This is a genomic window from Campylobacter concisus, assembly GCF_902460895.1.
GTDB classification, from domain to species: Bacteria; Campylobacterota; Campylobacteria; order Campylobacterales; family Campylobacteraceae; genus Campylobacter_A; species Campylobacter_A concisus_BC.
In genome coordinates this window covers 604,612-630,915 of record NZ_CABPVL010000002.1, presented here as the reverse complement: position 1 = coordinate 630,915, position 26,304 = coordinate 604,612, and the positions used below count along the sequence as shown (strand labels likewise).

Sequence of the window (26,304 nt, the reverse complement as noted above, 5' to 3'; positions counted from 1 at the left end):
TAAGAATTTTGAAAGGATATCGGAATACCTTATGGTGACTTTTAGTTATTAACGGAACATAGAATAGCATCATACCACCAATGAGATTATTTGAATTGCTAAATTTATTAACCATTAAGTAACATCATATATAATTATACGAGAACTTCAGCTCAAAACAATATTAATAAAGGAGTCCTAATGGCTACTCAAGAGGTAAATTTAGAGTCTTTAAAAAAAGACTTAGATTCTTTGAAAGCAGATTTTAAAGATGTTATAAAATCTATCAAAGATATGGGTGCAGAGCGTGCGGAATCCGCTAAAGATAAAATTTTAGACCAACTAAATATCGATGAGATCAAAAAATACATAGATGATCTAAAATCAAAAGGCAAAGACGGCATAGAGAACGTAAACGACGCAATAAAAGAAGATCCGATTAAAAGCATTGCTATTGCTGCAGGCGTTGGATTTTTAGCTGCCTGGTTATTAAAAAAATAATGGCGAGCATATCTGAATTTATAGTATCCGTGGTTGAGCTTATAGATGCTCAAGCTGACGATATTAGGTGCTCTTTTTTAAAGAGTGCCAATTCAGTTGTACTCAATATAATTGTGGGTGTGATTTTCATCATAGGCTTAGTATTCTTTTTGTTAGGCCTGCACACGCTCCTTGAAAAAACTATTGGGGAAATTTGGGCGTATTTTGCCTGCTCTGCTGTGGCTTTTTTATCTTCATTTATCATATACAAGGTATTCCGTGCAAAGTGATATAACAAAAGAAAGGCTAAGAATAGTAGTATCGATGCTAGAGAACAAAAACACAGATAAAAAAAAGCTAAAACTCGAAGAGGCTAAGCTAAATTTATTACTAAATGATCCATTACCAAACTTTTCAACAGAACTCAGCCTAATCAATCGAGGCAATATTAAGCAGGCCTTGATATCAATAATAGATAAAAATTTTATAATACCTACCTTAAGAAAATTTCTATAAAAACTAATTTTTTATACTCTTTTCTTACTTTTGATAAAAAAATTAATAAATTTTAGATATAATTAGCTATATAATTTCAAGAGATGACCGTGTTGCTGAAAGCGAAGATCTTGAAAACCGTTTAAGGCATAAAAGATTGCCAAATTCTGCCCAAGCGCCATCTCTTAAAAACAAAGGAGTAAATATGCGTTATTTTCTAACACTGTTGTGCGCTGCCTTTTTTATGGTTGGCTGTTCTAATACTTGGCATGGTGCCAAAGAAGATACTGGCAATGCAGTCGAGTGGTCAAAAGACAAAGTTAACAAAGGTGCTACCTACGTTAAAGACAAAACAGAATAATTTTTGTTTTTAATTTAAACGTAGATATTAATTCATTATCCAGTGGGTTGAAATTCAATAGTTCGACCCATACAATTTTTCCTATTATATTTTATCTTTCTTTTATATAATCATATTTATAGTCTTCTTTAAAAGCCAAAAATTTACAACAAGAGAATGAAATTTTAAAAGGTCTAAATTTAAACGTCACCCAAAACAAGATCATCTGCCTAATGGGTAGCTCAGGATGTGGCAAATCAACATTTCTTTCAGCGCTAAATGGCTTTTTGGAGCAAAAAGGCGGCAGATATAGCGGAGAAATTTTATTTAAAGGCCAAAATATCAAAGATAAGGGCGAAATTTGGCTAAGAAGAAAGCTAGCCATACTCTTTCAAGACGCCACGCTCTTTCCCTTTAGCGTAGAAAGAAATTTGACCTATGCGATGGAATTTTACGAGGGCAGCATAAAAGACAAGCAAAAAAAGAGTAGAGGAGCTACTTAAAAGCGTAAATTTACTAGATGAGATAAATGACCTTGATATGCCAGCTAGCAAACTCTCAGGCGGTCAAAAGCAAAGACTTTGCATCGCAAGGATGCTAACTACAAAGCCTGAAGTACTTATGCTTGACGAGCCTTGCTCATCGCTTGATATGAAAAATGTCTTGATCGTAGAGGAGCTTTTAAAAAGCCTGTCGCAAAGATATACGATCATCATCACCACGCACAACGAAGAGCAGACAAAAAGGCTTGGCGGCAGGATAGTCCGCATAGTGGATAAGAAATTTACATTTTAAAAGAGCTAGAAATTCTAGCTATAAATTTAGTCGATAAATCTCTTTGTGATATTTGCGTAGGCGTCGATCCTGCGGTCTCTTAAAAATGGCCAAATTCTGCGCACTTCTTCACTTCTTTTCATGTCTATTTCAACGATTTTGCAAAGCTCATCTGTGCTATTTGCGCGGAAAAGCTGCTCACCTTGAGGCCCAAAAACAAAGCTATTTCCCCAAAACTTAATCCCATCCATCACGCCGCTATCATCTTTTTCAAAGCCCACGCGATTTACTGCGACCACTGGCAGACCATTTGCCACGCTGTGGCCTCTTTGCACCGCCACCCACGCTTCAAGCTGTCTTGACTTTTCATCCTCACTATCGCCCTCAAACCAGCCAATAGCCGTTGGATAGATGAGAATTTTCGCCCCTTTTAGCGCCATTAGCCTTGCTGCCTCTGGATACCACTGATCCCAGCAAACCAAAACGCCAAGCTTACCAAGACTAGTTTCAACTGGCTCAAAGCCAATGTCACCAGGCGTGAAGTAAAATTTCTCGTAAAATCCAGGGTCATCAGGAATGTGCATTTTTCTGTATTTGCCAGCCACGCTGCCGTCACGCTCGAAGACAAAGGCGGTGTTGTGATAAAGTCCGTCAGCCCTCTTTTCAAAGAGCGAAGTGACCAAAACAACGCCATTTTCTTTTGCCACCCTGCCCCAAAAAGCGACGTCCTCTTGCCAGTCGTTTGCGTGGTCAAAGAAATTTGTATCCTCGCTTTGGCAAAAGTACTGCGTCTGGTGCAGCTCTTGGCAGACAACTAGATCAGCACCTCCTTTTTTTGCCTCAGCTATTAGCTCAAGCGTCTTTGCGATAGTCGCCTCTTTTGTCCCTTTAAATTCTTGTTGAAGTAGTGCTACTTTCATCTCATCTCCATTCTTTGTCGTTATATGGGTCTAAATGCGTGGTTATCTGCCACGAAAATTCCTTAAATTTCTCTCTTATCTCAGCTTCAAGCGAGTCGGCCACCTCGTGCGCGTCGTAAAGCGAGATATCTTTGTCAAAAACTAAATGCAGCGTTAAAAATATGGTATTTGCGCTCTGTCTTGTGTTTAGATAGTGAAAGTCTGAAATTCTATTCTTTGCTTTTATCATCTTGATGATCTCAGCTGTGACTTCAGGGCTTGCTGCGTGATCTAGCAAGACACCAAGGGCGTCTTTGCCAAGGCTTATGGCGCTTTGAGCGATGTAGCCACTTATCACGATGCCAAAGATCGCATCTATCATCACAAATCCGCTAAATTTAATGATAAGCAGCGAGATGATGACTGCTAGGTTGCTAAAAAGGTCGATCTTATAGTGCAGAGCGTCTGCTTTTATGATAAGGTTGCCACTTTTTTTAGAAATTTGGTTTAAAAATAGCACCAAACATAGCGTCATAACTACCGAAAATACCATCACGCCAAGGCTTAAGCCAAGGTCTATCTCTAAATTTGGCTCGCTAAATTTCTTAACGCTCTCATAAAATATATATCCTGCCGCCAGCACGATGATGACGCACTCAAATAGCGCTGCTAAGGCCTCTAGCTTTGTATAGCCAAAGTTAAATTTCTCATCAGCTTGCTTTCTTGACTTTCTAAGCGCAAATAAATTTAAAAGCGAGACGATAAAATCAAGCATCGAGTCTATCGCTGAGCCAAGCACCGCGACCGAACCGCTAAAAAGTCCCGCCGCAAATTTCACAAGTGCGAGCAAAAAGGCGCAAGCTCCTGCTGCGATGACGGCCTTATTTTCGCCCTGCGTGCACTCCTGCTTATTTATGCGGTTAAACTCATAATCAAACGGACTTCCCAAACCTAAGCCCTTTTGTATCTATTTTGGCTTGAGCAGTGAAGCGAGCCATTTTGGCGGACAAAAACTAGTGAATTTACACCGATGATCTTTCTGTCTGGCAGTGCCTTGGCAAGTAAATTTAGCACCTTTTCATCGTTCTCGTCGTTATATGTTGGCACGATTAGCGCACCATTTATAAAGATAAAGTTTGCATAGGTGCAGCCAAGTCTTTTGCCCTCATAAAATTTAGGCTTAGGAAGTGGCAGAGCAAGCAGCTTAAAGCCAGTTTTTTTAAGCTCATCTTCCATTCTTTTAAGCTCATCAAAGTGCTCATCACTCTTGTCATCACAAGCTGCGTAAGCGATAGTATCAGGTGTGATAAAACGCGCTAAAGTGTCGATGTGACTATCTGTGTCATCGCCTTTTATAAAGCCATTTTCGAGCCAGATGATACGCTTTAAGCCAAATAAATTTTTAAGCTTCTCCTCGATCTGCTCTTTGCTAAGTGCTTTGTTTCTATTTTCATTTAGTAGGCATTTTGAGGTGGTTAAAAGCACGCCATCTCCGTTAAACTCGACGCTTCCACCCTCTAGTATCATATCAACTGACTCAAGCTTAGTTTTGTAAATTTTAGCTAGCTCTAAATTTATCGCATCATCTTTTGAACTCTTAAATTTACCGCCCCAAGCGTTAAATTTAAAGTCATAACTCTTTATGCCGTCCTTGGTGCAAACGTCGATCATACCGTAGTCTCTGATCCAAGTATCATCAGTTTCAAGCTTTACAAACTCAACATTTTTAAATTTCTTAAACCTAGTAAAATTTGCCTCATCAGGGCAGATGAGCACCACCTTTTCAAAGGGCGTAACAGCAGCCACAAGCTCCTCATAACCCAACAAAATCTCCTCTAAATAAGGCTCCCAGTCGCTCTTACTATGTGGCAGCGATAAAAACAAAAGTTCCTGCTCTTCCCATTCTGCATACGCTCTCACGCTCTCTCCTTGTAAATTTTATAAATTCCATATATCGTAATGATTATCCAAAAGACCTCTATCAAAAATGAGCCGAGGTTAAAGTGCACAAAAAGCGAAATGATGAGCAGCACCGCACCTGCTAAATTTATTATCTGGTAGGCTAGATCGCGGCTATTTAGGCGGCCGATCTGAAGTAAAAAGTAGCCCATAACGATACAAATCATCCCTAAAAAACCGATGATCTGAAAAAGATCGATCAAATTTTATCCTTTTTGTAAGCTTAAATTTAAAGCGTGATCATATCTAATTAGTTTTAAATTTATGATTATGGGATAAAATAACTCCATTTTTCAGATTGGATTAAAGTTTATGGATTTTGAGTTTATTGAGAAATTTTACCCCCTTTTTGTAAAGGCTGGGATTCTCACCTGCCAGATCGCCTTTTTGGGGATCGTTTTTTCTATTTTGATAGGCATTTTTTGCATGGCTGTGAAATTTTACAAGCTAAAATTTCTCTCAAAGCTCGTTGATTGTTACGTTGAGCTTTCAAGAAACACGCCGCTTCTTATCCAGCTCTTCTTTTTATACTACGGCTTGCCAAAGCTTGGAGTGTCGATGAGCGGCTTTACCTGTGCGGTCGTGGGGCTTAGCTTTCTTGGTGGCAGCTACATGAGCGAGAGCTTTAGACTTGGCTTTGAGGCGGTTAGAAGGTCGCAGATAGAAGCAGGACTTAGTATCGCCCTTAGCAAAAACCAGCTCCTAAGATATGTCATCTTGCCACAGGCCTTTAGCGTGGCATTGCCAAGTATCAGCGCAAACGTCATATTTTTACTAAAAGAGACAAGTATCGTCAGCATCGTAGCCCTTGCTGATCTAGTCTACGTCGCAAAGGATCTCATCGGACTTTACTACAAGACAGACGAGGCGCTTTTTATGCTGGTTATTAGCTATCTCATCATCATCTTGCCAGTCTCGCTGGCGCTTAGCTACGTCGAAAAAAGGGTGAGAAATGCAAGGAGTTAGTATATTATTTGACACGCAAAATTTACTAAGGCTACTTGAAGGTCTTGTAGTAAGCACTGAAATTTCACTCATCTCTATCACCATCTCCGTCATCGGCGGCCTCATACTTGGCGTTTTGATGAGTATGAAAAACAAATTTATATATCTTGTTTTAAAAATTTGCCTCGAGATCGTTCGTATCATGCCTCAGATCGTCTGGCTATTTTTATTTTACTTTGGCGTTAGCAAGGCTTTTGATATTCATATCTCAGCATTTACCGCCTCGCTCATCGTCTTTAGCCTTTGGGGCGTTTTTGAGATGATGGATATCGTGCGAGGAGCGATCACATCGATACCAAAGCACCAGTTTGAGTCAGCCGCCTCGCTAGGACTTAGCAAATTTCAAATTTACTTTTATGTCATCATCCCACTTGCCACAAGAAGGCTGGTGCCTGGAGCTGTAAATTTACTAAGCCGTATGATAAAAACGACCTCTATCGTCGTGCTAATCGGCGTTGTAGAGGTGGTCAAAGTCGGTCAGCAGATCATCGAGCGAAATGTATTTACAAATCCTATGGCGCCATTTTGGATATACACGCTCATATTCTTTTTATATTTTGCGATCTGCTATCCAGTCTCAAAACTATCGAAAAAACTAGAAGAAAAATGGAGCTAAAATGAGCGAAAATATCTTAGAACTTAAAAAAATAAACAAATTTTATGGAGAGCTTCACGCCTTAAAGGATATAAGCTTAGAGGTAAAAAGTGGCGAAGTGGTCGTGCTTCTTGGACCATCAGGCTGTGGCAAGAGCACAACACTTAGATGCATAAACGGCCTTGAGAGCATAGCAAGCGGCGAGATCGTCATAGACGGCGAAGTGATAGATGCTAAATTTAATGAGTGGCAAAGGATCCGCCAAAAAGTCGGCATGGTCTTTCAAAGCTACGAGCTATTTGATCACATGAACGTTATAGACAACGTCCTTCTTGGACCTTTAAAGGTGCAAAAAAGAGATAGAGCCGAGGCTGAAAAAACGGCTGATATGTGGCTAAGCAAGGTTGGGCTACTTGATAAGAAATTTGCCTATCCAAAGGAGCTAAGCGGCGGTCAAAAACAGCGCATAGCAATAGTTAGAAGCCTTTGCTTAAACCCTGAGATCATGCTATTTGACGAGGTTACGGCTGCGCTCGATCCTGAGATCGTTAGAGAAGTGCTTGATGTGATACTAAATTTAGCCAAAGATGGCATGACGATGCTAATAGTCACTCACGAGATGAGCTTTGCAAGAGCGGTTGCAAATAAGATCGTATTTATGGACGCTGGAGCGATCGTGGAGATCAGCGAGCCAGAGGAGTTTTTTACTAATCCAAAGAGCGAGCGAGCGAAGAAATTTCTAAATTTATTCTCGTTTTAGAAAAAATAAGAGATAATTTGCCGTTTTTCAAAATGCGTTTAGAGCGAGATTTGGTCGCTCTTATTTACTAAATTTTTCAAAGGAGAAAGAGTGAGAAAATTTAAATTTTTCTTATTAGCATTAGTCGCTACCGTCTTTCTAACGGGTTGTGGTGATGACAAAGGTGCGGACAAAGCAGCCGCTTCAAACCAAGCTGATACGATCGCAAAGATCAAAGAGCGTGGATATATAAGGATAGGCGTTTTCAGCGACAAACCGCCGTTTGGCTACGTCGATAAAGACGGCAAAAACCAAGGCTATGACATCTACTTTGCAAAACGCATCGCAAAAGACCTGCTTGGCGATGAGAGCAAGGTTAAATTTGAGCTAGTCGAGGCTGCTGGCAGGGTCGAAGTGCTCACAGCTGACAAGGTCGATATCACGCTTGCAAATTTTACAAAGACGCCTGAGCGCGCGCAAGTTGTTGATTTTGCGCTTCCATATATGAAGGTCTCACTTGGCATCGTTAGCCCAGAAGGTGCTGTGATAAAGAGCGTCGATGAGCTAAAAGACAAGACATTAATCGTCAATAAAGGCACAACCGCAGACGCATTTTTTACAAAAAATTATCCTGATATCAAGCTTTTAAAGTATGATCAAAACACCGAAACTTTCGCAGCTTTGGTTGATAAAAGGGGTGCGGCTCTAGCGCATGATAATGCCCTACTTTTTGCCTGGGCGAAAGAGACTCCTGGCTTTGTCGTTGGCGTTGAAGCACTTGGTGATGTAGATGTGATAGCTCCAGCTGTTAAAAAAGGTAACAAAGCCTTGCTTGAGTGGCTAAATAACGAGATAATTGAGCTTGGAAAAGAAAATTTCTTCCACAAAGACTATGACGCAACGTTAAAACCAATCTATGGCGACAGCGTAAATCCTGAATCTCTAGTCGTCGAAGGCGGCAAACTCTAAATTTAATGGCGTAATCTTTACGCCATTTATCTTTTTAAATTTAACAATTTTTCAGCAGTGATATCACTTTAAAATCCATGACGACAGTTTTGTAATTCTTGGCAGCAAGCTAGCATGTAAATTTACGATAATGTTTCTAAAATTTTTGTCAGCAAATGAGACTGTTTTAAAATTCATAACGAGCGATCTTACACACCTTGGTTTTAAACGAGCACGAGCCTTGCGATAATAAGCTTGTTTTTAAAAAATACCAAACGAGATAGGCTACTTGCGGATTTAACTTGCGCGGGTGATCTATCTAATAAATTTAAAATATGGCAATTGTTTAAAGCTTCTAAATGATATCTATACAGAGAAAAATTCGTAAAATAATGAAAAAATAAAACCTAGTTTTTGAATACTTAAATAAAATTTTAAAAAGCATTTTGGAGTAAATTTAACCCAAAATGCTTTTATTGGCTACATCAAGCTCTTTAGTAAATTTGTCACTTTTTGCTCGATCTCTGCAAGAAATTCCTTGCTCTTTGCCTCAAATCTAGTGACGATAACTGGCGTTGTATTTGACGCACGCACAAGCGCCCAGCCATTTTCAAACTGAATCCTTATACCATCAATGTCGATGATATTTTTTATCTTTGGCAGGTCGCAGCCTTCATTTTTCACGCACTCTTTTAACTTAGCAACTATCTTAAATTTAGCCTCGTCAGTCGTCTTTATCTTGATCTCATCGGTGCTAAAGACAAGCGGCATCTTATCAAGCTCGCCGTCAAGGTCAAAGCCCTTGTGAACTAGCTCAAGCACCCTCATCATCGCATAAAGCGCGTCATCAAAGCCAAAATAGCGCTCTTTAAAGAAGATATGACCGCTCACTTCAGCCGCGAGATCTACGTTTAGCTCTTTCATCATTTTTTTGATGTTGCTATGACCAGTCTTACCCATGAAAACTTCGCCGATCTTGGCGATTTCATCATACATATTTTGTGAGCATTTTACCTCGCCAAGCACCTTTGGATGTTTCATATTTAGCGCATAAAGATATGCTAGCTCATCGCCTTTTATATCTCTTTTTGGCGTTATAACCGCGATCCTGTCACCATCTCCGTCAAAGCCAAATCCAAGGTCAAATTCCTTCTTTTCAATGAGCGAAAATAGCTCTTTTAAATTCTCTTTTTCGCTTGGGTCTGGATGGTGATTTGGGAAATTTCCGTCTGGATCTTCATATAAAATTTTCGCATTTAGCCCAAGTGCCTTGACGATAGGCACCAAGCTCACGCCAACAGCGCCATTTGCGCAGTCTATAACAAAAGGCTTTTTGAAATTTTTAAGCTCGCTAAATTCTTTTACAAAAAACTCAACGTATTTTTCTAAGATATTAAATTCCCCACAGCTCTCATCGTCTGCGATCTCTAAATTTGAGGCGATTATTTCATTGACTTTATCTTTTAAAATTTGCAGATCTTTGCCAAAAAAACTATCCTTTTTGATAGTGATCTTAAAGCCGTTATAATCTTTTGGATTGTGAGAGCCCGTGATCATGATGTTTGCGTCAAAATAATCAGCATAAACGCTAAAGTAGCCAACAGGAGTTGGTAGCAAGCCGATGTTATAAATTTTAAAGCCCCCAGCCTTGTTTAGTCCACTTAGCAGATACCTAAAAAGCGTGCTAGCACTTAGCCTTGCATCAAAACCAACGCTTAAAGTTTTTACGCCAAATTCGTTAAATTTCTTACCCAAAGCAAGCCCTATAGCCTTGACGCTGTCCTCTGTCAAGTCTTTTTCAAAGATGCCGCGGATGTCGTATTCTCTAAAAATTTCATCATATTTCATTGTAAATTCTCCCTAAAAGAATGCAAAAATGATACAAGAATAAATTTAAAAAGGAGTAAATAATTTTATAAATTTAGTGAGGTTAAAATTTAAATTCGAGCTAGAAAGCTCTAGCTCGAAAAGGGCTGCTACATCATGCCACCCATGCCACCCATTCCGCCCATGTCAGGCATTGCAGGCATTGCTTTTTCTTCTTTTATCTCGCTGATAGTTGCTTCAGTTGTTAGTAGCAAGCTAGCCACGCTAACAGCGTTTTGAAGCGCAACTCTCTCAACTTTAACTGGGTCGATGATGCCAGCTTCAAACATATTTACATATTCGCCAGTTGCAGCGTTAAAGCCAAAATTTGCATCTTTGCTTGTCTCAACTGCGTTTGCTACTACACCTGCGTCAAAGCCAGCGTTCTCAGCGATTTGGCGAAGTGGAGCACGAAGCGCTCTTCTAACGATTTCAGCACCGATTGCCTCGTCACCTTGTAAATTTAAATTTACACTCTTTGAAGCGAGGATAAGAGCCGAACCGCCACCTACTACGATGCCCTCTTCTACAGCTGCACGAGTAGCGCTTAGAGCGTCATCTACGCGGTCTTTTTTCTCTTTCATCTCAGTCTCAGTCGCAGCACCTACTTTTATAACTGCCACGCCGCCGCTTAGTTTTGCAAGGCGCTCTTGAAGTTTTTCTTTGTCATAGTCGCTTGTAGTCTCAGCGATTTGAGCTTTTATTTGAGTTATTCTAGCGTCGATCGCTGACTTCTCGCCTGCACCATTTACGATAGTAGTGTTATCTTTGTCGATAACTACGCTTGAAGCTTGTCCAAGGTCGTTTATAGTGGCACTCTCAAGTGTTCTGCCTAGCTCTTCGCTGATAACTTCGCCACCTGTTAAGATAGCGATATCTTCAAGCATCGCTTTTCTTCTATCGCCAAAGCCAGGAGCTTTAACAGCTGAGATGTTTAGCACGCCACGAAGTTTATTTACAACAAGCGTTGCAAGTGCCTCGCCCTCGATATCTTCAGCGATGATTAGAAGTGGTTTGCCACTCTTTTGTACTTGCTCAAGCACTGGGAGCAAGTCTTTTAAATTTGTGATCTTCTTGTCAAATAATAATATAAATGGATTGCTTAGCTCAACTTGCATCTTTTCAGGGTTTGTGATGAAGTATGGGCTTAGATATCCGCGGTCAAACTGCATACCCTCAACAACGCTTAGCTCGTCTTGGATAGACTTTGCCTCTTCTACTGTTATGACGCCGTCTTTGCCGACTTTCTCCATCGCATCAGCGATAAGCTTGCCGATGCTCTCGTCTGAGTTAGCAGAGATAGTAGCGATCTGAGCGATCTCTTTTGAGCCAGAAACTTTTTTAGAGATGTTTTTTAGTGCATCTATTAGTGCTGCTACTTCTTTATCCATGCCGCGTTTTACTTCGATAGGATTTGCGCCAGCAGTTACGTTTCTAAGACCCTCTTTAAATATCGCATGAGCTAGCACAGTCGCTGTTGTAGTGCCGTCGCCTGCTTGGTCGTTTGTCTTGCTTGCTACTTCTCTAACTAGGCTTGCACCCATGTTTTCGATAGTATCTTTTAGCTCAACCTCTTTAGCCACGCTAACGCCGTCTTTTGTGATGTTTGGAGCGCCAAAACTCTTTTGGATAAGGACATTTCTGCCTCTTGGTCCCATTGTCACTTTTACAGCGTCATTTAGTTTTTTTACGCCCTCGTATAGGCGATTTCTTGCATCATCAGAGTAAAAAATTTCTTTTGCCATTGTCTTTCCTTTTTAAATTATTTAATCACGCCTAAAACATCGTCGATGTTTAAAACAAGATATGTTTTATCATCTAAATTTACCTCAGTGCCAGCGTATTTAGCAAATACTACTTTTTCGCCAACTTTTACGCCCTCAGCTTCAGCACCAACTGCTTTTACCTCGCCGCTTAAAGGTTTTTCTTTTGCGTTATCAGGTATAATTATGCCCGAAGCTGTCGTCTTTGTCTCTTCTACGCGTTCGACTAGGACACGCTTGCCTAATGGTTGAAAGTTCATTGTTCATCCTTTTAGTTTAATTGTCTTTTTTAGCACTCTTTATTTTTGAGTGATGAAATCCTAGCATTTTTTTCTGAAAAAGTCAATAATTTATAGTGAATTTTATTAAAAACTTTAGTCTAAGTGACTAAAGTTTTATGATATGTAAAACTAATATAAAGGAATTTTATGAAAAAAGTAGCTTACATAGTTGGCGCGCTTGTGCTCATAGTAGCTTGCATCTTTGGCTTTATCTTTAGCTCTTTTGGCAATAAATTTATAGCCAGCAAAATAGAAAAAGAGGCGCTAGCTCGTGGTATAGATGTCAAATTTAAAGAGTTTAACCTTGGTCTTAGCACCTTAAATTTAGAGGCGACCGTGATGAATGCCATAAATTTAAAGGTAAATGGCGATCTATCCTTGCTTGCTCAAAGTATGAGCTTAAACATGGATATAAATGCCGACAAGGCAAAGGCTAGCGAGCTTGGTCTAAAAAAAGACATCGCGCTTAAAGCAAACGTGTCTGGTAAATTTAGTGACTTCAAACTAACGGCAACTGGCACGGCGCTTGGCTCAAACATAAATTTAAACGCAAATTTAAAAGACTACCTGCCAAAAGCTCTAAATCTTGACGCTAAAAATATCGAGCTTTCTGAGATATCAGCTCTTGCGCAAAAGCCAAATTTAGCTAGCGGAAAACTTGATCTAACGAGCAATATGCAAGGAGTTGATGAGAAAAATGAGCCCATCATAAACGCTCAAATTTTAGCAAGCGATGCAGCGATAAACAAAGAAATTCTTAAAAACGAATTTGGGCTAAATTTAGCAAAAGACATAAGCTTTAAAGGTGGCGTAAATGCTAAATTTGCAAATGAAAAAGTGAGCGCAAAAACCCTTATCATCGCACCTGAAGCCACTTTAAAAGCAAACGAGACGACTTATGATCTAGCTAGCAAAAATTTAAAGAGCGACTTTTCTCTAAATGTGCCTGATCTTGCCCTTTTTGGCAAGCTCTTAGGAGAGCAACTAAGTGGCGCTGTGGATGCAAACGGCGAAATTACAATGCAAGAAAATGCCCTTAAAAACCTAAAGGCTGAGATAAGCGGCCTTGGCGGCAAGATAAATGCAAATTTTGATAGTAAAAATTTAATCCTAAATGCCGCAAATATCAAGCTAAAAGAGCTTTTAGCGCTTGCTTTGCAGCCTAGCTACGCAGACGGACAGATAAATTTAAACGCAAATTTTAGCGACTTTGATGAGCTAAAAAAGCTTGCAGGCGAGGCTAAATTTGAGATAAAAAACGGTCTTATAGACAATGGTCTTGCAAAGCTTAAAAATGCGGCTAAATTTGAGCTAAAAGGCGGTGCCACCGCAAAAGGTGAGCTTGTAAATTTTGACGCAAACGTGCTTAGCGACCTTGGCGAGCTAAAGGATGTAAAGGGCGTTTTTGACCTAAAAAACAGCCAAATTTTTAGCAAATTTGCCCTGCTTATTAGCGACCCTGAGAAATTTAAAGCGGTTAGTGGCTTTGAGGTGGGCTCAAAGATGGCGCTTGCGGGCGATGTGAAGGTTAAAGCAAGCAAGATAGATGAGCTAAATTTAGGCGGCGATGCCTTTGCTGGCAAGCTAAACGCCACCATAAAAAATGAAAATCTTGATCTTAGCCTAAAAGAGGCGCAGCTAGGAGAAATTTTAGCACTTAGCGGCAACGATAGGCTAGCAAACGCTAAGACAAATGTCCAAGCAAAGGGGCAAAATATCTTTAGCAAAAGCCCAAGTATAGCCGCAACTATTGCTTTAAATGATGGCAAATTTAACGCTGCAGCACTTAGTAAAATGCTTGATAAAAAATTCCCAGAAAACGAGAAATTTAGCTCAAATTTGAACCTAGACTATAAAGGCGACATAGCAAAATTTAGTGGCGACTTTCTTAGCTCGCTAGCTGATATAAAGGACATAGACGGCAGTTTTGACGTGGGTAAAAGCACGCTAAGCTTAAAGCTTCAAACGGTGGTTTCAGAGCTAAATAAGCTTGCATTTTTAGCTGGTCGCGAGCTTCACGGTAAATTTGCAGCCCTCGTAACGGCAAATGGCAAAGTGGATGATCTAAGCGTAAAAGCCACTTCAGATGATCTATTTAAGGGCAAACTAGAGGCAAACTACAAAGGTGGCACGCTTGATGCGGTGCTAAAAAACTTTGAAGTCAAAGGACTAACGCAGACTTTGGGGCTAGAGCATCTCTATGATGGCAACGGCGATGCTAAATTTGACTACGAAACAAAGCAAAAGCTCGGCAAATTTGACATCTTGTTAAAAGAAGGTCACCTAGCCAGCACAAATCTCACAAACAACATCAAAATCTTCACCGGCAAGGATATCACAAAAGAAATTTACAAAGATGGCAAAATTTACGGCGATATAAAGGGCGATAATGTTGTTTTTAACGTAAATTTAAGCTCGCCAAAGAGCGATATAAAGGTTGCAAACGGCACTTATAATACCGCGACAAAAATGCTTAACGCGCCGCTTGTTTGCAGGCTAGAAAAGACCGATCTAAACGTGCAAATTTCAGGCACGACAGACAAGCTAAAATACGACGTCAGATCGCAGTATCTCGAAAATAAGGTCAAAAAAGAGATAGGTAGATTTTTAGACAAAAAGCTGGGCAAAGATGATGACGCAAGCGGCGAAAAGCAAAATTTAAAGGGGCTTTTAAAAGGGCTATTTTAGATGAAAAAGGCGGAAAATTTAAAGTATCTAATGGGGCTTGGGCACTTTTGTAGCGACATAAACCAAAGCGCGCTTGGTGCGATGCTGCCTTTTTTCATCGCGAGCTACCACTACGACTACGCCACAGCCGCCTCGCTCGTAACTGCCACAAATTTAGCAAGCTCACTCATCCAGCCACTTATCGGCCGCTTAAGCGACAAAAAAGAGCTGCCCTACGTCATCCCGCTTGGGCTACTTTTGGCAGGCGGGGGCATGAGCCTCACTGGCTTTATCACAAACTACTACCTCATCTTGCTTTGCGTAATGATAAGCGGTATCGGCGCCGCGCTCTTTCACCCAAGCGCTGCAAGGATCGTAAACTACGCCTCAAACGCCAAAAATAGAGCCAAAAGTATAAGCATATTTTCATTTGGTGGTAATATCGGCTTTGCAGTTGGCCCCATTTTAGTCGCCATTTTTGTGGGAAATTTTGGCCTAAAAGGGACGCTAGTCTTTATAATCCCTCAAATTTTTCTAACACTTTTATACCTTAAAAAAGGCAAATTTATAAAAGCGCTAGAAGGCAGTCACAAAAAGCAAATTTCACAAAAAACAAGCGCCCTAAAAGACGATCTGGGCGCATTTTTGAGGCTTTGTCTGTGTATATTTTCACGCTCTATCGTCGCTTTTGGCTTTTCGGCATTTTTTAGCATCTACCTCATCAAAATTTTTGGCCTTAGCAAAGAGGCTGCAAATGTAAATTTAAGTATGTTTTTTGCTGCAGGTGCGATCTCTACGCTATTTGGCGGAGCACTAGCTGATAGATACGGCTTAGTTAGGCTCATCAAAATAAGCCTAAGCATCGCTGCACCACTAGTCGTGCTAATGCTCTTTATCGACAGCTACGCGCTATTTCTCGCAGCCTCCATCTGCGTGAGCACCTGCATAAGCCTATCTTTTAGCCCCTCTATCGCCCTTGCGCAGCTTTATCTGCCAAATCAAATCGGCCTAGCCTCAGGCGTAACGCTTGGGCTTAGCATCACAATCGGCGGTATATTCGCAACGGTCATCGGCAAGATCGCTGACATCTTTAGCCTAACGCACTCGTTTTACTTTATCGCCACAGTTTCGCTTATCTGCGCGGCTTCTAGCTACTTTTTAAAGCCGGTTAGCAAGATATAAATTTACAAAAATAGCTTGCTAACAGCGTATATAATAGCCTTGCCGTCACCTCTGATATTGTAAGCGATCTCGCCACCTATTTTTGATGCCTCAAATGCTGCGGCTTTTACCAAGCTCTTTTGTTCAAAATGGCACCAGCTGGCAAACCCTGAGCCACAGTCCTTTGCACGCCCCACTTTGGCGCAAAGCTAAAGAGACACGGTTAAATTTCTCGCCCCTAGAGCTGATTTTAGAATTTTACTTTTTGGGCTTTAAATTTGCTTGGTAGATGAAATTTGATGTGAGTTGAAATTTAGACAAACATTGTCAAATAGAATAAAATTTTTGCTCCTCTATAAAGGCAAATTTAAAGACTAAAAGAGCTAAGCCATGGCGCTTAGGGCGTCGGTATTTTGCAGTAATTTTTATTTTTAAATTTAACAACGAAGCATCAAGGCAAAGTTCTTGTGATGATTTTAAATGTTTTGCTTCGCAAGCTCGCAACTGCAAGCAGAAACAAAGAAATTTTCGACCGAAGATAGAACAAATAAATTTAAGCCATCAAGACAAGAAAATTTTTGTTTCAGACAAGGCGGATGAGCAAAAACGAGGGAGCGTATATATGATACGTGACCGAAGTTTGAAGCGATATCCAACGCAGTATAAAACAAAAAGGGCTTGTCTTTTTTATAGTTTTCTCATCTTTGCTATCTCATCACGTAACGCCGCCGCCTTCTCAAACTCCAGCTGCGCAGCCGCTTCAAGCATCTGCTTTCTTAGCTCTTTTACTATCGCGGCTCGCTCGCTCGCAGGCATTTTTTCCAGATTTGCGCCTTTTCTTAAAATCTCCGTACCGTCCTCGACGTGCAGGCTCTCTTCGATATTTCTGCTGGCAGAGTGTGGCGTTATGCCGTGAGCTTTGTTGTATTCATCTTGAAATTTACGCCTAGCAGTCGTCGTATCGATCGCCTCTTTCATAGATTTTGTTATCTTTTTGGCAAACATTAGCACCTTGCCATTTACGTTTCTAGCCGCACGCCCCATCGTCTGTATAAGGCTCGTGGTCGAGCGCAAAAAGCCCTCTTTATCAGCGTCCATGATCGCTATCAAGCTCACTTCAGGCAGGTCAAGCCCCTCACGGAGCAAATTTATGCCTATTAGCATATCAAACTCGCCACTTCTAAGCCCTCTAATGATCTCATTTCGCTCGATCGCGTCGATGTCTGAGTGCATATACTTGACCTTTATGCCAAGCTCGATGTAGTAGCGGCTTAGCTCCTCAGCCATCTTTTTAGTTAGCACCGTAACTAGCACACGCTCACCTCTTGCAATGACCGCCTTTGCCTCGTCAAATAGCGCTTCTACTTGATTGTCACTATCTTTTATCTCGATGATCGGATCAAGTAGCCCCGTAGGTCGCAAAATTTGCTCATAGACGTGTCCCTGGCTGATACCAAGCTCGTACTCGTTTGGCGTGGCTGAGACAAAGAGAAATTTCGCCTTTTTGCTTATGAACTCATCAAATTTAAGCGGCCTGTTGTCAAGCGCTGATGGCAAACGAAATCCATACTCCACAAGCACCTCTTTACGGCTCCTATCACCCGCATACATGCCCCTAAACTGCGGCAAACTCACGTGGCTTTCATCGACGATAACCAGATAGTCCTCGCCACTTATCTCAAAGTAGTCAAACATCGAGTACGGCGTCTCTCCAGCCTTTTGACCAGTTAGGTGGCGCGCATAGTTTTCGATACCTTTACACATGCCCGTACTCGCCATCATCTCAAGGTCAAACTCCACTCTCTGCTTTAGTCTCTGCGCCTCAACTAGCTTGCCCTGCTCGTTAAATTCTTTCAAGCGCACATCAAGCTCCTCTTCGATCTCTTTCATAGCGATCTTTAGCCTATCAGCGCCCACGATAAACTGGCTGGTCGGGTAGAGGATAAATTTTTTCAGGTCGTGTCTTTTTTTGTTTTCCAGCACGTCCAGGCTATACATCGTCTCGATCTCGTCGCCGAAAAACTCGATCCTAAACGCCTCGTCGTTAAAATATGCGGGATATACGTCCACCACGTCGCCGTTTACGCGAAAGTCGCCTCGGTCGAAATAAACGTCGTTTCGCTTGTATCCCATGTCCACTAGCTTTTGCAGTAGCGTGCGCTGGTTGATTTTATCGCCGACGTTTAGGTATGCGACCATGCCTTTATACTCGCTTGGATTACCAAGGCCGTAGTTTGCAGAGACTGAGGCCACGCAGACGACGTCGTCAAAGCTTAGCAAGCTAGCTGTCGCAGAGAGGCGCAGACGCTCAAGCTCCTCATTTACTGAGCTATCCTTTTCTATATATAGGTCGCTTCTTGGGATGTAGGCCTCTGGCTGGTAGTAGTCATAGTAGCTTATGAAATACTCGACGTGGTTTTTTGGGAAAAAGCCCTTAAATTCGCTATAAAGCTGCGCGGCAAGGGATTTATTATGTGTCATGATGAGCGTTGGCATATTTAGCTCACGTATGACGTTTGCCATGGTGAAGGTCTTACCAGACCCTGTCACGCCCAGAAGTGTTTGATATTTATTGCCTGATTTTATGCTTTTTACTATCTCTTTTATCGCTCTTGCTTGGTCGCTGCTTGGGCTAAATTTAGATGAAATTTCAAATTTACTCATTGATCGCCTTTAAATTTGGGCGAATTTTATAGCAAAGATAGTGCTTTGTCAAATGAGAATTTTAAAAAGAATTTAGCCTCTGCGTGTTAGAATACGGCATTAATTATTATTTTAAAGGAACCTTTATGTTTGAAGATAATGCGATCTTAACCACACTAAGCGATAAAGTAAATAACCTCATCACAAAATACGATGAAGTCTGCAGAGTAAATGAAGAGCTACGTAACGAGATCGTAACATTAAAAGCACAAAATGAGGCAAAAACCAACCAGATCATGCGCCTAGAAGAGGATCTTGATAAGAAAAATAGCGAAGCTGATGATGTAATGAAAAAGATCGAAGCTGTCCTTGGTAGATAAGCTAGGCATTTTTGGCATAAAAAATGAAACAGATCACGCTCACCGTATCATCTCGCGACTATACAATCACGCTTGATGATGATTTTGCTGAAATTTTTGAGCGCGACTGGCAGAAATTTATGGGGGGAAAGAAATTTATCGAGCCTCGTGAGCTTATAAACGCCTTTGTCGAAAAGAGCTACGAGAGCTACACAAATTTGCGCGTCGTAAAGGACGTCACAAAAGATATAGAAGAGATACTAAAACCGGAAAATAAATGAAAAAACGAGCTTTTACCCTAATAGAAATTATATTTGTCATCGTCATACTTGGCGTCTTGAGCGCTGTTGCGATACCAAAGCTTTTCTTTACTAGAGGCGACGCCATAGTCGCAAACGCAAGAACACAAATAGCTGCCATAAAAAGTGGCATCTCGCTAAAATACAATGATAGCGTCCTAAAAGGCGCTCCAAAGTATCCTGATACGCTTGAGAGCCCAGGAAGTAACCTTTTTCAAAACGTTGTGAGCGTGCCTGTAAAAGACAACGGCACAAAAAACGGCTGGCATAAAACTGGAGCAACAACTTATACCTTCAAACTAGACGGACAAACAGCAAATTTCACTTACGACAAAGACACTGGCGAATTTGACTGCACGAGCAGCGACGGACTTTGTAGCACCCTTGAGTGATGAGATACTACGAGGTCGTATTTAGCGGGGTAAATTTAGCTGCGCTCACATATAAAAGCGAGCTAGATATTGCGCCATTTCGCGCCGTCACTGCAAAAATTAGAGGCAAAAGTTTAACTGGCTTTATCCTGCGTGAAGTAGATGAGCCAAGCTTTAAAACAAGCTTTATTGATGAAATTTTACCCATTAAGCTAAACGACATCCAAGCAACTTTGGCTAAATTTATCGCCTACTACTACACCTGCGAGCTTGGCGTTGCTATAAATTTATTTGAACCACAAAGCCTTACTGATGATGAAATTTATAGTGGCGCAACCGACTTTAAAGCGCCAAATTTAAGCCAAAAGCAGCTTGAAGCGCTAAATTTTATAAACGCACGAAAAAGCTCGCTCATCTTTGGCGACACGGGAAGTGGCAAAAGCGAAATTTATATAGCAAAGATTAGAGAAATTTTAAACGCAGGCGGCCAAGCGCTATTTTTGATGCCTGAAATTTCACTCACACCGCAGATGCAAAAGCGCTTAGAGAGCTTCTTTGGCGAGGCTGTGGCTGTGTGGCACTCAAAGATCACACCAAAGAAAAAAGAGCAAATTTTAAAGGATATTAAAAGTGGCAAGGTAAGGCTTGTTGCAGGTGCAAGATCTGCCCTATTTTTACCACTTGAGAGGCTAAAACTCATCATCATCGACGAAGAGCACGACGATAGCTACAAAAACACAGGCTCAAAACCCCACTACAACGCAAGAGACCTAGCCCTCTTTTTAACTAGCAAATTTGACCTGCAAGTAGTTCTGGGTAGTGCCACGCCAAGCCTCACTAGCTTTTACAAGCAAGAATGTTTTCGCCTAAAGGGGACATACTTTGCGTCGCAAAAGAGCTATATATTTGACGAGAGCGAGACTGGCATAAGCGAAATTTTAAAAGAGCAGATCGCAAAGACGCTTGAAAACAAAAAACAAGCCGTCATCTGCCTGCCAACAAGGGCAAATTTCAAATATCTTGTCTGCAAAAACTGCGGCGAGACGGTAAAGTGCCCATTTTGTAGCATCGGCATGAGCTACTATAAAAAGCAAAACGTGCTAAAGTGTCAATACTGCGAGCACAAAATGGCCGTGCCAAAGACCTGCCACCAGTGCGGCAGCGAGATGATAGAGGCTAAAAAGATCGGTACAAGTGAGCTTCTTGAGAGGCTGCAAGCTGAGTTTGCAAACGCTAGGATCGCTAAATTTGACAGAGACGAGATCACGACGCAAAATAAGCTTGTAAAGGCTTTGAAGGAATTTAACGACGGCAAAATCGACATCCTGCTAGGCACGCAGATGCTAAGCAAGGGGCATGACTATCACAACGTCGAGCTAGCCGTCATCATGGGCTTTGACGAGCTTTTAAATTTTCCTGATTTTAGAGCTAGAGAGCGGACACTTGCCCTTGCCATGCAAGTAGCTGGCAGAGCTGGCAGAAACGGAGCTGGCAGGGTCATCATCCAAAGCAAACAAAGGGAGTTTTTTGAAAGTTATATCAGCGACTACGACGCATTTTTAAAGGATGAGATACCTTTTAGAGAAGCTCTTTATCCGCCATTTACTAGGCTACTTCGCATAGTTATCTCGCACAAAGATGAGAGCACGGCAAAGGGTGCAACAAATGATTTTGTAAGAAATTTGGAAAGTTTAAAGGGCGACGAGCTCGAGATCGTGGGATATGGCAAATGCCAGATAGAATATCTTGGGGGCAAATTTAGATATGAAATTCTGCTTCGCTCAAACTCTCACACCATGCTTTTAAAAGCGGCAAACCTCTGCAAAAGCGAACTTAGTGATATTGATATAGATCCGGTGAATTTTAGCTAGAAGACGATTTAACACAAGCAAATTTTAAATTTAGCAAGTTGCTAAGGCGAGTGAGCAAAGTTTTAAAATTTGCAAATTTGCTTTGTTAAATCAGGTGAGCGCCAAGTAAATTTTAAAATTTCATGAGTGAGTAATTTCGGCTCTAAAATTTGAGCTAAGCTGTAAGCGAAGCCAAATTTTAGTAGTCAATTCTTGCGAGTGAATGGGATTTTAAAATTTGCAAAATAATAAATTTCTACTTTTAAAATATAGACTTTAATTTTTAAGCTCTTTTTTATCCAAAAGGGAGACAAGGGGACTTGAATTACGAAGCCGTCCCCTTATCCCCCTTTTTCAAATCCCCCAAACCCCTCGCACGTTCAAGGTGCATGCAATGGTGCTAGCGCACTGCATGCGGTTTATCATCAGATAATCATCAAGTAAATTTTAAACGAGTATTTTCGGCTCTAAAATTTGAGCTAAGCTGTAAGCGAAGCCAAATTTTAGTAGCTAACTCTTAGGGGTGAATGAAAGTTTAAAATTTGCATTTACGATACATGAGCCTTAATTGCAAACTGCCTGCATTTAAAAACTTTATTAATTTTTCAAGCCTTTTAAAAGCCATTTTTTCTTATAATCCCCAATAAAATTTAAAGGCAAAATTTTGCAACGATACCCGACAAAACAGATAAAAATTCGCGATGTTTTAATAGGCGGTGACGCACCGATCTCCGTGCAGTCGATGACATTTTCAAAGACAAAGGACGTAAAAGGCACGCTAGAGCAGATACAAAGGCTATATTTTGCAGGCTGTGACATCGTGCGCTGCGCAGTTTTTGACAAAGAGGACGCCAGCGCGCTAAAGCAGATCGTCGCAAGCTCCCCAATCCCAGTCGTTGCAGACATTCATTTTAACCACACCTACGCGCTCATCGTTAGCGAATTTGTCGATGCTATCCGCATAAATCCAGGTAACATAGGCTCCGCTAAGAATATAAAAGCAGTCGTTGATGCCTGCAAGCAGCGAAATTTACCTATTCGCATAGGCGTAAATTCTGGCTCGCTTGAAAAGCAGTTTGAAGACCGCTACGGCCGCACGGTGGAGGCTATGGTGGAGAGTGCCTTATACAACATCAAGCTTCTTGAGGATTTTGACTTTACAGACATTAAAATTTCACTTAAATCAAGCGACGTCGAGCGCACTATGCAAGCTTACAGAGCGCTTCGTCCAAAGACAAACTACCCATTTCATCTAGGTGTAACAGAGGCTGGCACGGCGTTTCACGCTACCATAAAATCAGCCATCGCACTTGGCGGGCTTTTGCTTGAGGGCATCGGCGATACGATGAGAGTTAGCATCACGGGCGAGCTTGAAGAGGAGATCAAAGTCGCAAAGGCGATCTTAAAAGATAGTGGCCGCCAAAAAGAGGGGCTAAACATCATCTCATGCCCAACTTGTGGGCGTTTACAAGCTGATCTCATGGCAGCAGTAAAGCTCGTAGAAGAAAAGACAAAAGGGATAAAAGAGCCACTAAACGTCTCAGTGATGGGCTGCGTGGTAAATGCTATCGGCGAGGCAAAGGGCGCAGACGTAGCCATAGCATTTGGCAAGGGAAATGGCATGATCATGCGCCACGGCGAAGTAGTCGCAAGGCTGCCTGAGAGCGAGCTTGTGGATAGATTTTTACAAGAGATCGACGACGAGATAAAGAGCAGAGGATAAAGCAGTGGCAAAAGAGAGACTTAACGAGATAGAATTCAGCAACCTTTACGACCTTGATATGGAGCGAGCCATACTAAGCTCGATCATCGCAAACAACGACGCTTTGGGCGAAATTTTTGACACGATAAAGGCTGGAGACTTTTATCTAAAAGCTCACGCTCAAATTTACAAAGCGATGGTTGATTGTCTAAACGGCGACGTGCCTATCGCATCGACATTTATCAAAAACAAGCTTGGCGAGAGCTACGATGACAACGTCATGGCGAGCATTTTAGCCACAAACTCGATCATAGACATCCAAAGATACGCAAACGAGCTAAAAGAAAAGTCGATAAAACGAAGCCTTGTTAAGATCGCCCACGACATCCCAAGCAAGGTAAATGAAGACAAAGCTAGCCGCGATATGGTAGATGAGCTAAGCCAGGAGTTTTATTCTCTTGTCGATGGCAGCGGCACTGGCAGCATCAGAGACAGCGAAGATATCATAAAAAGCTTGATCGTGCATATGCAAAAGCAAGCTGCCCTAAACGAGCGCGATATCATCGGACTAAACACCGGCTTTAAAAAGCTAAATGAGATGATAAAAGGCTTTAAAAATGGCGATCTCATCATCATCGCAGCGCGCCCTGGCATGGGTAAAACGACGCTTTGTCTAAATTTCATGGGGCACGTTTTAAAAAGTGGCGCTGGCGTCGTCTTTTTCTCACTTGAGATGCCAGCAGAGCAGATCATGATGAGGATGCTAGCAGACAAGACCTCGATCCCACTTCAAGAGATAATGACAGCGAGCCTAGACGATGAGAAGCTCGCTCACTTTAGCCACGCATGCAGCGAATTTTCGCACGCTAAACTCTTTGTGCATGATAGCGGCTACGTAAATATCCACCAAGTAAGGACGCAGCTTCGCAAGCTAAAGTCAGCTCATCCTGAAATTTCACTCTGCGTCATCGACTACATCGGCCTTATGATGAGCACAAACAACTTCGCCGACCGCCACATACAAATAGCTGAAATTTCTCGTGGCTTAAAGCTTCTAGCGCGCGAGCTGGATATGCCTATCATCGCACTTTCGCAGCTAAACCGCGGCCTTGAAGCACGCGCGAACAAGCGCCCTATGCTAAGTGACCTAAGAGAGTCAGGCGCGATCGAGCAAGACGCCGACATCATCCTTTTTGTATATAGACACGAGGTCTATCTGGAGCAAGAGGAGAACGAGAAAAAGAGCAAGGCAGCAGCCGAGGGCAAAGAGTATAAAAGCGAGCACGTTTTTAACAAGCTTCAAGAAAACGCAGAGATAATAGTTGGCAAAAACAGAAACGGCGAAGTGGGATCTATCGACGTGCTCTTTCAAAAGCAGTACTCGCGCTTTTGCGATATCGCCACCACACCAGTGCAATCAACTGAATTTAAAGAGTAAATTTGCCAAAAAGCAGGCGTATATTTTATTTTCTCCTGCTTTGCCTATTTATTTTTTGTATAAATTTAGCGCTTAAATTTCATGAATACAGCGCATTTATGGAGCTTGGCGAGCAAGATATCACAGGCAAAGTAAGCGTAAATTTCACCAAAGAGAAAAATGGCAAAAAGCGCCAGATAATAAGGATCGACACCTCAAATTTTAGCTTTTACACAACCGCTTCTAAAAAAGATGAGATCAGCCTTTATGACATAGTGGCGCTTAGCGTTCAGCCAATAGACGTTAGTTTCAAAAACTATCTTTCTGGCACATTTTACATGCCAAGCTACGATAGAGCCGTTATCAAAAGAGATGAGAGCCTAAGGCAAAGAGCTATAAATTTCATCTCCGTCCAGCACGAAAATGCTAAAATTTCGCAGCTTTTCTCAGCGCTCTTTCTTGGCACAAACGTCTTTGGCGAGCTAAGAGATGACGTCTCAAACTGGGGTGTGGCGCATCTCATCGCCATTAGCGGCTATCACCTTGGCGTCATAAGCGCGGTTTGCTTTTTTCTTTTAAAGCTCGTTTTTAAGCCCATTTACACAAGATATCTACCATATCGCTCTTACATTTTTGACTTTACGATCGCTGTATTTTTGGTGCTTTGCTTTTATTTTTACATGATCGGCTTTATAGCAAGCTTTTTGCGGGCATTTTTGATGAGCGTGGCTGGCTTTTACATGATCTGCAAAAAGATAAAGATCTTAAATTTCTACACACTTTTTGGCGTTATTTTATTTAGCGTCGCCCTATTTCCGCAGCTTCTTTTTAGTGTTGGCTTTTATTTTTCATGCCTTGGTGTCTTTTATATCTTCGTCTATCTTTTATACTTTGCGCCCAAATTTAGCCTACTGGCTAACTCGCTACTTTTAAATTTATATGTCTTTTTTGCGATGGAGGTTGCGGTGCTTTACTTTTTCCCGCTCATTAGTCTCTTGCAGCTTAGCGTGCTAGCTTTAAACTACCTATTTGGCATATTTTATCCACTAAGCTTTTTACTTCACCTCTTTGGATATGGCGGCATTTTTGATGAAATTTTAAGCAAGATGCTAGCTTTTAGGCTAAGCTCAAACAGCCTTCACATAAGCACATTTGTCTTTTTACTTTATAACGCCATCACGCTTTTATGCGTTAAATTTAAGTTTGCAGCATTTTTGCCACCACTCTTTGGCATGGCATCGTTTTTGCTCTTTTTGCTAAATTTTTTGTAGTCAAAGTTTTATTTAAATTTGCCGATATGCTTTTAAATTTAAAGGCGAGGCGATGCAGATAAACTCAAATTTTATAAATTTAAACAAAAGCACTCCCAAAAGTGGGCTAGATGAAGCAAATTTAAAAAGCCAAAATTCACAAAATAGCGACAAAAGCGCTATCTTGCATGACGCTTCAAATTTAGTTAGCGAAACAAATAACGAGAGCGAGAGTAGCGCTGATATCATAAAAAAGCAGTTAGAAAAACTGCAAAAACAGCTAAAAGAGATTGAAGCTGCGATAAAGCAGGCAAGTGCTAGCAAAAATCCATACGCAAAAGAGATAGTAGCCTCACTTCAGAGCAAAAAGGGGGCTATCTTTGCTCAGATAATGCAACTAAACGCCCAGCTTGTAAAGATGCAAGGCGCTTAAATAGCTCAAATTTAACCCTAAATTTAACC

General features: G+C 41.4%; 29 protein-coding genes. 19 read left to right on the top strand and 10 right to left on the bottom strand.

All coding sequences use genetic code 11. The features are described 5' to 3' along the window. Positions 1-180: 180 nt before the first annotated feature. Positions 181-480: an ElaB/YgaM/YqjD family protein gene (locus F3G98_RS04355; protein ID WP_103599593.1), complete on the top strand. Its 300-nt coding sequence runs from the start codon at positions 181-183 to the stop codon at positions 478-480. 49 nt (positions 481-529) lie between these two features. Here F3G98_RS04355 and F3G98_RS10365 read toward each other — a convergent pair whose 3' ends face one another. After that, on the bottom strand, positions 530-724 hold the full coding sequence (locus F3G98_RS10365; protein ID WP_181001393.1) for a hypothetical protein: 195 nt from the start codon (positions 722-724) through the stop codon (positions 530-532). 14 nt (positions 725-738) lie between these two features. Here F3G98_RS10365 and F3G98_RS04345 point away from each other — a divergent pair, with 14 nt between their 5' ends. From F3G98_RS04345 to F3G98_RS10895, 4 genes are all read left to right on the top strand, one after another. Beyond that, positions 739-975 (top strand): hypothetical protein, encoded by a 237-nt coding sequence (locus F3G98_RS04345; protein ID WP_103608814.1) that lies wholly within the window; start codon positions 739-741, stop codon positions 973-975. Between the two features lie 184 nt (positions 976-1,159). After that, positions 1,160-1,315 carry a hypothetical protein gene (locus F3G98_RS10360; protein WP_180995817.1) on the top strand — a complete coding sequence of 52 codons (156 nt, stop codon included), beginning with the start codon at positions 1,160-1,162 and terminating at the stop codon, positions 1,313-1,315. 161 nt (positions 1,316-1,476) lie between these two features. After that, positions 1,477-1,797: an ATP-binding cassette domain-containing protein gene (locus tag F3G98_RS10900; RefSeq protein ID WP_219809572.1), complete on the top strand. Its 321-nt coding sequence runs from the start codon at positions 1,477-1,479 to the stop codon at positions 1,795-1,797. Between the two features lie 22 nt (positions 1,798-1,819). After that, complete coding sequence (locus tag F3G98_RS10895) at positions 1,820-2,089, top strand: ATP-binding cassette domain-containing protein (RefSeq protein ID WP_258030398.1); 270 nt, start codon at positions 1,820-1,822, stop codon at positions 2,087-2,089. A 26-nt stretch (positions 2,090-2,115) separates the two neighbouring features. Here F3G98_RS10895 and F3G98_RS04335 read toward each other — a convergent pair whose 3' ends face one another. The 4 genes from F3G98_RS04335 to F3G98_RS04320 are packed head-to-tail and all read right to left on the bottom strand — an operon-like array spanning position 2,116 to position 5,129. Beyond that, positions 2,116-2,988: a carbon-nitrogen hydrolase gene (locus tag F3G98_RS04335; RefSeq protein ID WP_021084837.1), complete on the bottom strand. Its 873-nt coding sequence runs from the start codon at positions 2,986-2,988 to the stop codon at positions 2,116-2,118. Position 2,989: 1 nt separating this feature from the next. Beyond that, positions 2,990-3,916, bottom strand: a complete 927-nt coding sequence (locus tag F3G98_RS04330) for a cation diffusion facilitator family transporter (RefSeq protein WP_149725790.1) — start codon at positions 3,914-3,916, stop codon at positions 2,990-2,992. Positions 3,917-3,918: 2 nt separating this feature from the next. Beyond that, positions 3,919-4,887 (bottom strand): agmatine deiminase family protein, encoded by a 969-nt coding sequence (locus F3G98_RS04325; protein WP_149725789.1) that lies wholly within the window; start codon positions 4,885-4,887, stop codon positions 3,919-3,921. After that, positions 4,884-5,129 carry a CBU_0592 family membrane protein gene (locus F3G98_RS04320; protein WP_021089339.1) on the bottom strand — a complete coding sequence of 82 codons (246 nt, stop codon included), beginning with the start codon at positions 5,127-5,129 and terminating at the stop codon, positions 4,884-4,886. Before F3G98_RS04320 ends, F3G98_RS04325 begins: the two co-directional genes overlap by 4 nt. A gap of 109 nt (positions 5,130-5,238) precedes the next feature. Between F3G98_RS04320 and F3G98_RS04315 the strand changes: the two genes are divergently transcribed. From F3G98_RS04315 to F3G98_RS04300, 4 genes are all read left to right on the top strand, one after another. Then, the gene (locus tag F3G98_RS04315) at positions 5,239-5,892 is read left to right on the top strand and encodes an amino acid ABC transporter permease (protein WP_149725788.1); all 654 of its coding nucleotides are present in this window, start codon (positions 5,239-5,241) and stop codon (positions 5,890-5,892) included. Further along, a complete protein-coding gene (locus F3G98_RS04310; RefSeq protein WP_149725787.1) occupies positions 5,879-6,547 on the top strand; it encodes an amino acid ABC transporter permease in 669 nt (222 codons plus the stop codon). Before F3G98_RS04315 ends, F3G98_RS04310 begins: the two co-directional genes overlap by 14 nt. A 1-nt stretch (position 6,548) precedes the next feature. Further along, complete coding sequence (locus F3G98_RS04305) at positions 6,549-7,286, top strand: amino acid ABC transporter ATP-binding protein (protein WP_149725786.1); 738 nt, start codon at positions 6,549-6,551, stop codon at positions 7,284-7,286. A 90-nt stretch (positions 7,287-7,376) separates the two neighbouring features. Next, positions 7,377-8,234 (top strand): cysteine ABC transporter substrate-binding protein, encoded by an 858-nt coding sequence (locus F3G98_RS04300; protein WP_009293645.1) that lies wholly within the window; start codon positions 7,377-7,379, stop codon positions 8,232-8,234. Positions 8,235-8,693: 459 nt separating this feature from the next. Here F3G98_RS04300 and F3G98_RS04295 read toward each other — a convergent pair whose 3' ends face one another. The 3 genes from F3G98_RS04295 to groES all read right to left on the bottom strand — a co-directional run bounded on the left by F3G98_RS04295 (position 8,694) and on the right by groES (position 12,102). Then, positions 8,694-10,061, bottom strand: a complete 1,368-nt coding sequence (locus tag F3G98_RS04295) for a phosphomannomutase/phosphoglucomutase (protein ID WP_149725785.1) — start codon at positions 10,059-10,061, stop codon at positions 8,694-8,696. 128 nt (positions 10,062-10,189) lie between these two features. Then, a complete protein-coding gene (gene groL / locus F3G98_RS04290; RefSeq protein ID WP_002940160.1) occupies positions 10,190-11,824 on the bottom strand; it encodes a chaperonin GroEL in 1,635 nt (544 codons plus the stop codon). Positions 11,825-11,841: 17 nt separating this feature from the next. Further along, complete coding sequence (gene groES, locus F3G98_RS04285; RefSeq protein WP_002940431.1) at positions 11,842-12,102, bottom strand: co-chaperone GroES; 261 nt, start codon at positions 12,100-12,102, stop codon at positions 11,842-11,844. Positions 12,103-12,270: 168 nt separating this feature from the next. Here groES and F3G98_RS04280 point away from each other — a divergent pair, with 168 nt between their 5' ends. Continuing rightward, complete coding sequence (locus F3G98_RS04280; RefSeq protein WP_103608808.1) at positions 12,271-14,811, top strand: translocation/assembly module TamB domain-containing protein; 2,541 nt, start codon at positions 12,271-12,273, stop codon at positions 14,809-14,811. Further along, positions 14,812-15,972 (top strand): MFS transporter, encoded by a 1,161-nt coding sequence (locus F3G98_RS04275; protein WP_103608807.1) that lies wholly within the window; start codon positions 14,812-14,814, stop codon positions 15,970-15,972. Positions 15,973-15,974: 2 nt separating this feature from the next. On the opposite strand, the gene F3G98_RS10355 is transcribed toward F3G98_RS04275, so the two are convergent. Both F3G98_RS10355 and uvrB read right to left on the bottom strand, forming a co-directional pair. Continuing rightward, the gene (locus F3G98_RS10355; protein ID WP_180999511.1) at positions 15,975-16,148 is read right to left on the bottom strand and encodes a hypothetical protein; all 174 of its coding nucleotides are present in this window, start codon (positions 16,146-16,148) and stop codon (positions 15,975-15,977) included. A gap of 490 nt (positions 16,149-16,638) precedes the next feature. Next, entirely contained in the window at positions 16,639-18,615 is a 1,977-nt protein-coding gene (uvrB, locus tag F3G98_RS04270; protein WP_103615513.1) for an excinuclease ABC subunit UvrB, read from the bottom strand. Between the two features lie 125 nt (positions 18,616-18,740). Between uvrB and F3G98_RS04265 the strand changes: the two genes are divergently transcribed. The 8 genes from F3G98_RS04265 (at position 18,741) to F3G98_RS04230 (ending at position 26,275) form a co-directional block, all read left to right on the top strand. Continuing rightward, on the top strand, positions 18,741-18,974 hold the full coding sequence (locus tag F3G98_RS04265) for a hypothetical protein (protein ID WP_103620760.1): 234 nt from the start codon (positions 18,741-18,743) through the stop codon (positions 18,972-18,974). 23 nt (positions 18,975-18,997) lie between these two features. Then, positions 18,998-19,234: a hypothetical protein gene (locus F3G98_RS04260; protein WP_149725784.1), complete on the top strand. Its 237-nt coding sequence runs from the start codon at positions 18,998-19,000 to the stop codon at positions 19,232-19,234. After that, the gene (locus F3G98_RS04255) at positions 19,231-19,644 is read left to right on the top strand and encodes a type II secretion system protein (protein ID WP_149725783.1); all 414 of its coding nucleotides are present in this window, start codon (positions 19,231-19,233) and stop codon (positions 19,642-19,644) included. Before F3G98_RS04260 ends, F3G98_RS04255 begins: the two co-directional genes overlap by 4 nt. Further along, on the top strand, positions 19,644-21,494 hold the full coding sequence (locus tag F3G98_RS04250) for a primosomal protein N' (RefSeq protein ID WP_149725782.1): 1,851 nt from the start codon (positions 19,644-19,646) through the stop codon (positions 21,492-21,494). The genes F3G98_RS04255 and F3G98_RS04250 overlap by 1 nt, the downstream gene beginning before the upstream one ends. 643 nt (positions 21,495-22,137) lie before the next feature. Continuing rightward, on the top strand, positions 22,138-23,196 hold the full coding sequence (gene ispG, locus F3G98_RS04245) for a flavodoxin-dependent (E)-4-hydroxy-3-methylbut-2-enyl-diphosphate synthase (protein WP_103573513.1): 1,059 nt from the start codon (positions 22,138-22,140) through the stop codon (positions 23,194-23,196). Positions 23,197-23,200: 4 nt separating this feature from the next. Beyond that, the gene (locus tag F3G98_RS04240) at positions 23,201-24,613 is read left to right on the top strand and encodes a replicative DNA helicase (RefSeq protein ID WP_103608804.1); all 1,413 of its coding nucleotides are present in this window, start codon (positions 23,201-23,203) and stop codon (positions 24,611-24,613) included. A gap of 2 nt (positions 24,614-24,615) precedes the next feature. Then, the gene (locus F3G98_RS04235; RefSeq protein WP_149725781.1) at positions 24,616-25,863 is read left to right on the top strand and encodes a ComEC/Rec2 family competence protein; all 1,248 of its coding nucleotides are present in this window, start codon (positions 24,616-24,618) and stop codon (positions 25,861-25,863) included. Between the two features lie 52 nt (positions 25,864-25,915). Beyond that, positions 25,916-26,275: a hypothetical protein gene (locus tag F3G98_RS04230; RefSeq protein WP_149725780.1), complete on the top strand. Its 360-nt coding sequence runs from the start codon at positions 25,916-25,918 to the stop codon at positions 26,273-26,275. The last annotated feature ends 29 nt before the right edge of the window (positions 26,276-26,304 follow it).

Bases quoted from the DNA above. Each gene is read 5' to 3' on its own strand.
- F3G98_RS04355 (WP_103599593.1), top strand. From the start codon at position 181: ATGGCTACTCAAGAGGTAAATTTAGAGTCTTTAAAAAAAGACTTAGAT.
- F3G98_RS10365 (WP_181001393.1), bottom strand. From the start codon at position 724: ATGATAAATGAAGATAAAAAAGCCACAGCAGAGCAGGCAAAATACGCC.
- F3G98_RS10360 (WP_180995817.1), top strand. From the start codon at position 1,160: ATGCGTTATTTTCTAACACTGTTGTGCGCTGCCTTTTTTATGGTTGGC.
- F3G98_RS04335 (WP_021084837.1), bottom strand. From the start codon at position 2,988: ATGAAAGTAGCACTACTTCAACAAGAATTTAAAGGGACAAAAGAGGCG.
- F3G98_RS04315 (WP_149725788.1), top strand. From the start codon at position 5,239: ATGGATTTTGAGTTTATTGAGAAATTTTACCCCCTTTTTGTAAAGGCT.
- F3G98_RS04310 (WP_149725787.1), top strand. From the start codon at position 5,879: ATGCAAGGAGTTAGTATATTATTTGACACGCAAAATTTACTAAGGCTA.
- F3G98_RS04305 (WP_149725786.1), top strand. From the start codon at position 6,549: ATGAGCGAAAATATCTTAGAACTTAAAAAAATAAACAAATTTTATGGA.
- F3G98_RS04295 (WP_149725785.1), bottom strand. From the start codon at position 10,061: ATGAAATATGATGAAATTTTTAGAGAATACGACATCCGCGGCATCTTT.
- groL (WP_002940160.1), bottom strand. From the start codon at position 11,824: ATGGCAAAAGAAATTTTTTACTCTGATGATGCAAGAAATCGCCTATAC.
- groES (WP_002940431.1), bottom strand. From the start codon at position 12,102: ATGAACTTTCAACCATTAGGCAAGCGTGTCCTAGTCGAACGCGTAGAA.
- F3G98_RS04280 (WP_103608808.1), top strand. From the start codon at position 12,271: ATGAAAAAAGTAGCTTACATAGTTGGCGCGCTTGTGCTCATAGTAGCT.
- F3G98_RS04275 (WP_103608807.1), top strand. From the start codon at position 14,812: ATGAAAAAGGCGGAAAATTTAAAGTATCTAATGGGGCTTGGGCACTTT.
- uvrB (WP_103615513.1), bottom strand. From the start codon at position 18,615: ATGAGTAAATTTGAAATTTCATCTAAATTTAGCCCAAGCAGCGACCAA.
- F3G98_RS04265 (WP_103620760.1), top strand. From the start codon at position 18,741: ATGTTTGAAGATAATGCGATCTTAACCACACTAAGCGATAAAGTAAAT.
- F3G98_RS04260 (WP_149725784.1), top strand. From the start codon at position 18,998: ATGAAACAGATCACGCTCACCGTATCATCTCGCGACTATACAATCACG.
- F3G98_RS04255 (WP_149725783.1), top strand. From the start codon at position 19,231: ATGAAAAAACGAGCTTTTACCCTAATAGAAATTATATTTGTCATCGTC.
- F3G98_RS04250 (WP_149725782.1), top strand. From the start codon at position 19,644: ATGAGATACTACGAGGTCGTATTTAGCGGGGTAAATTTAGCTGCGCTC.
- F3G98_RS04230 (WP_149725780.1), top strand. From the start codon at position 25,916: ATGCAGATAAACTCAAATTTTATAAATTTAAACAAAAGCACTCCCAAA.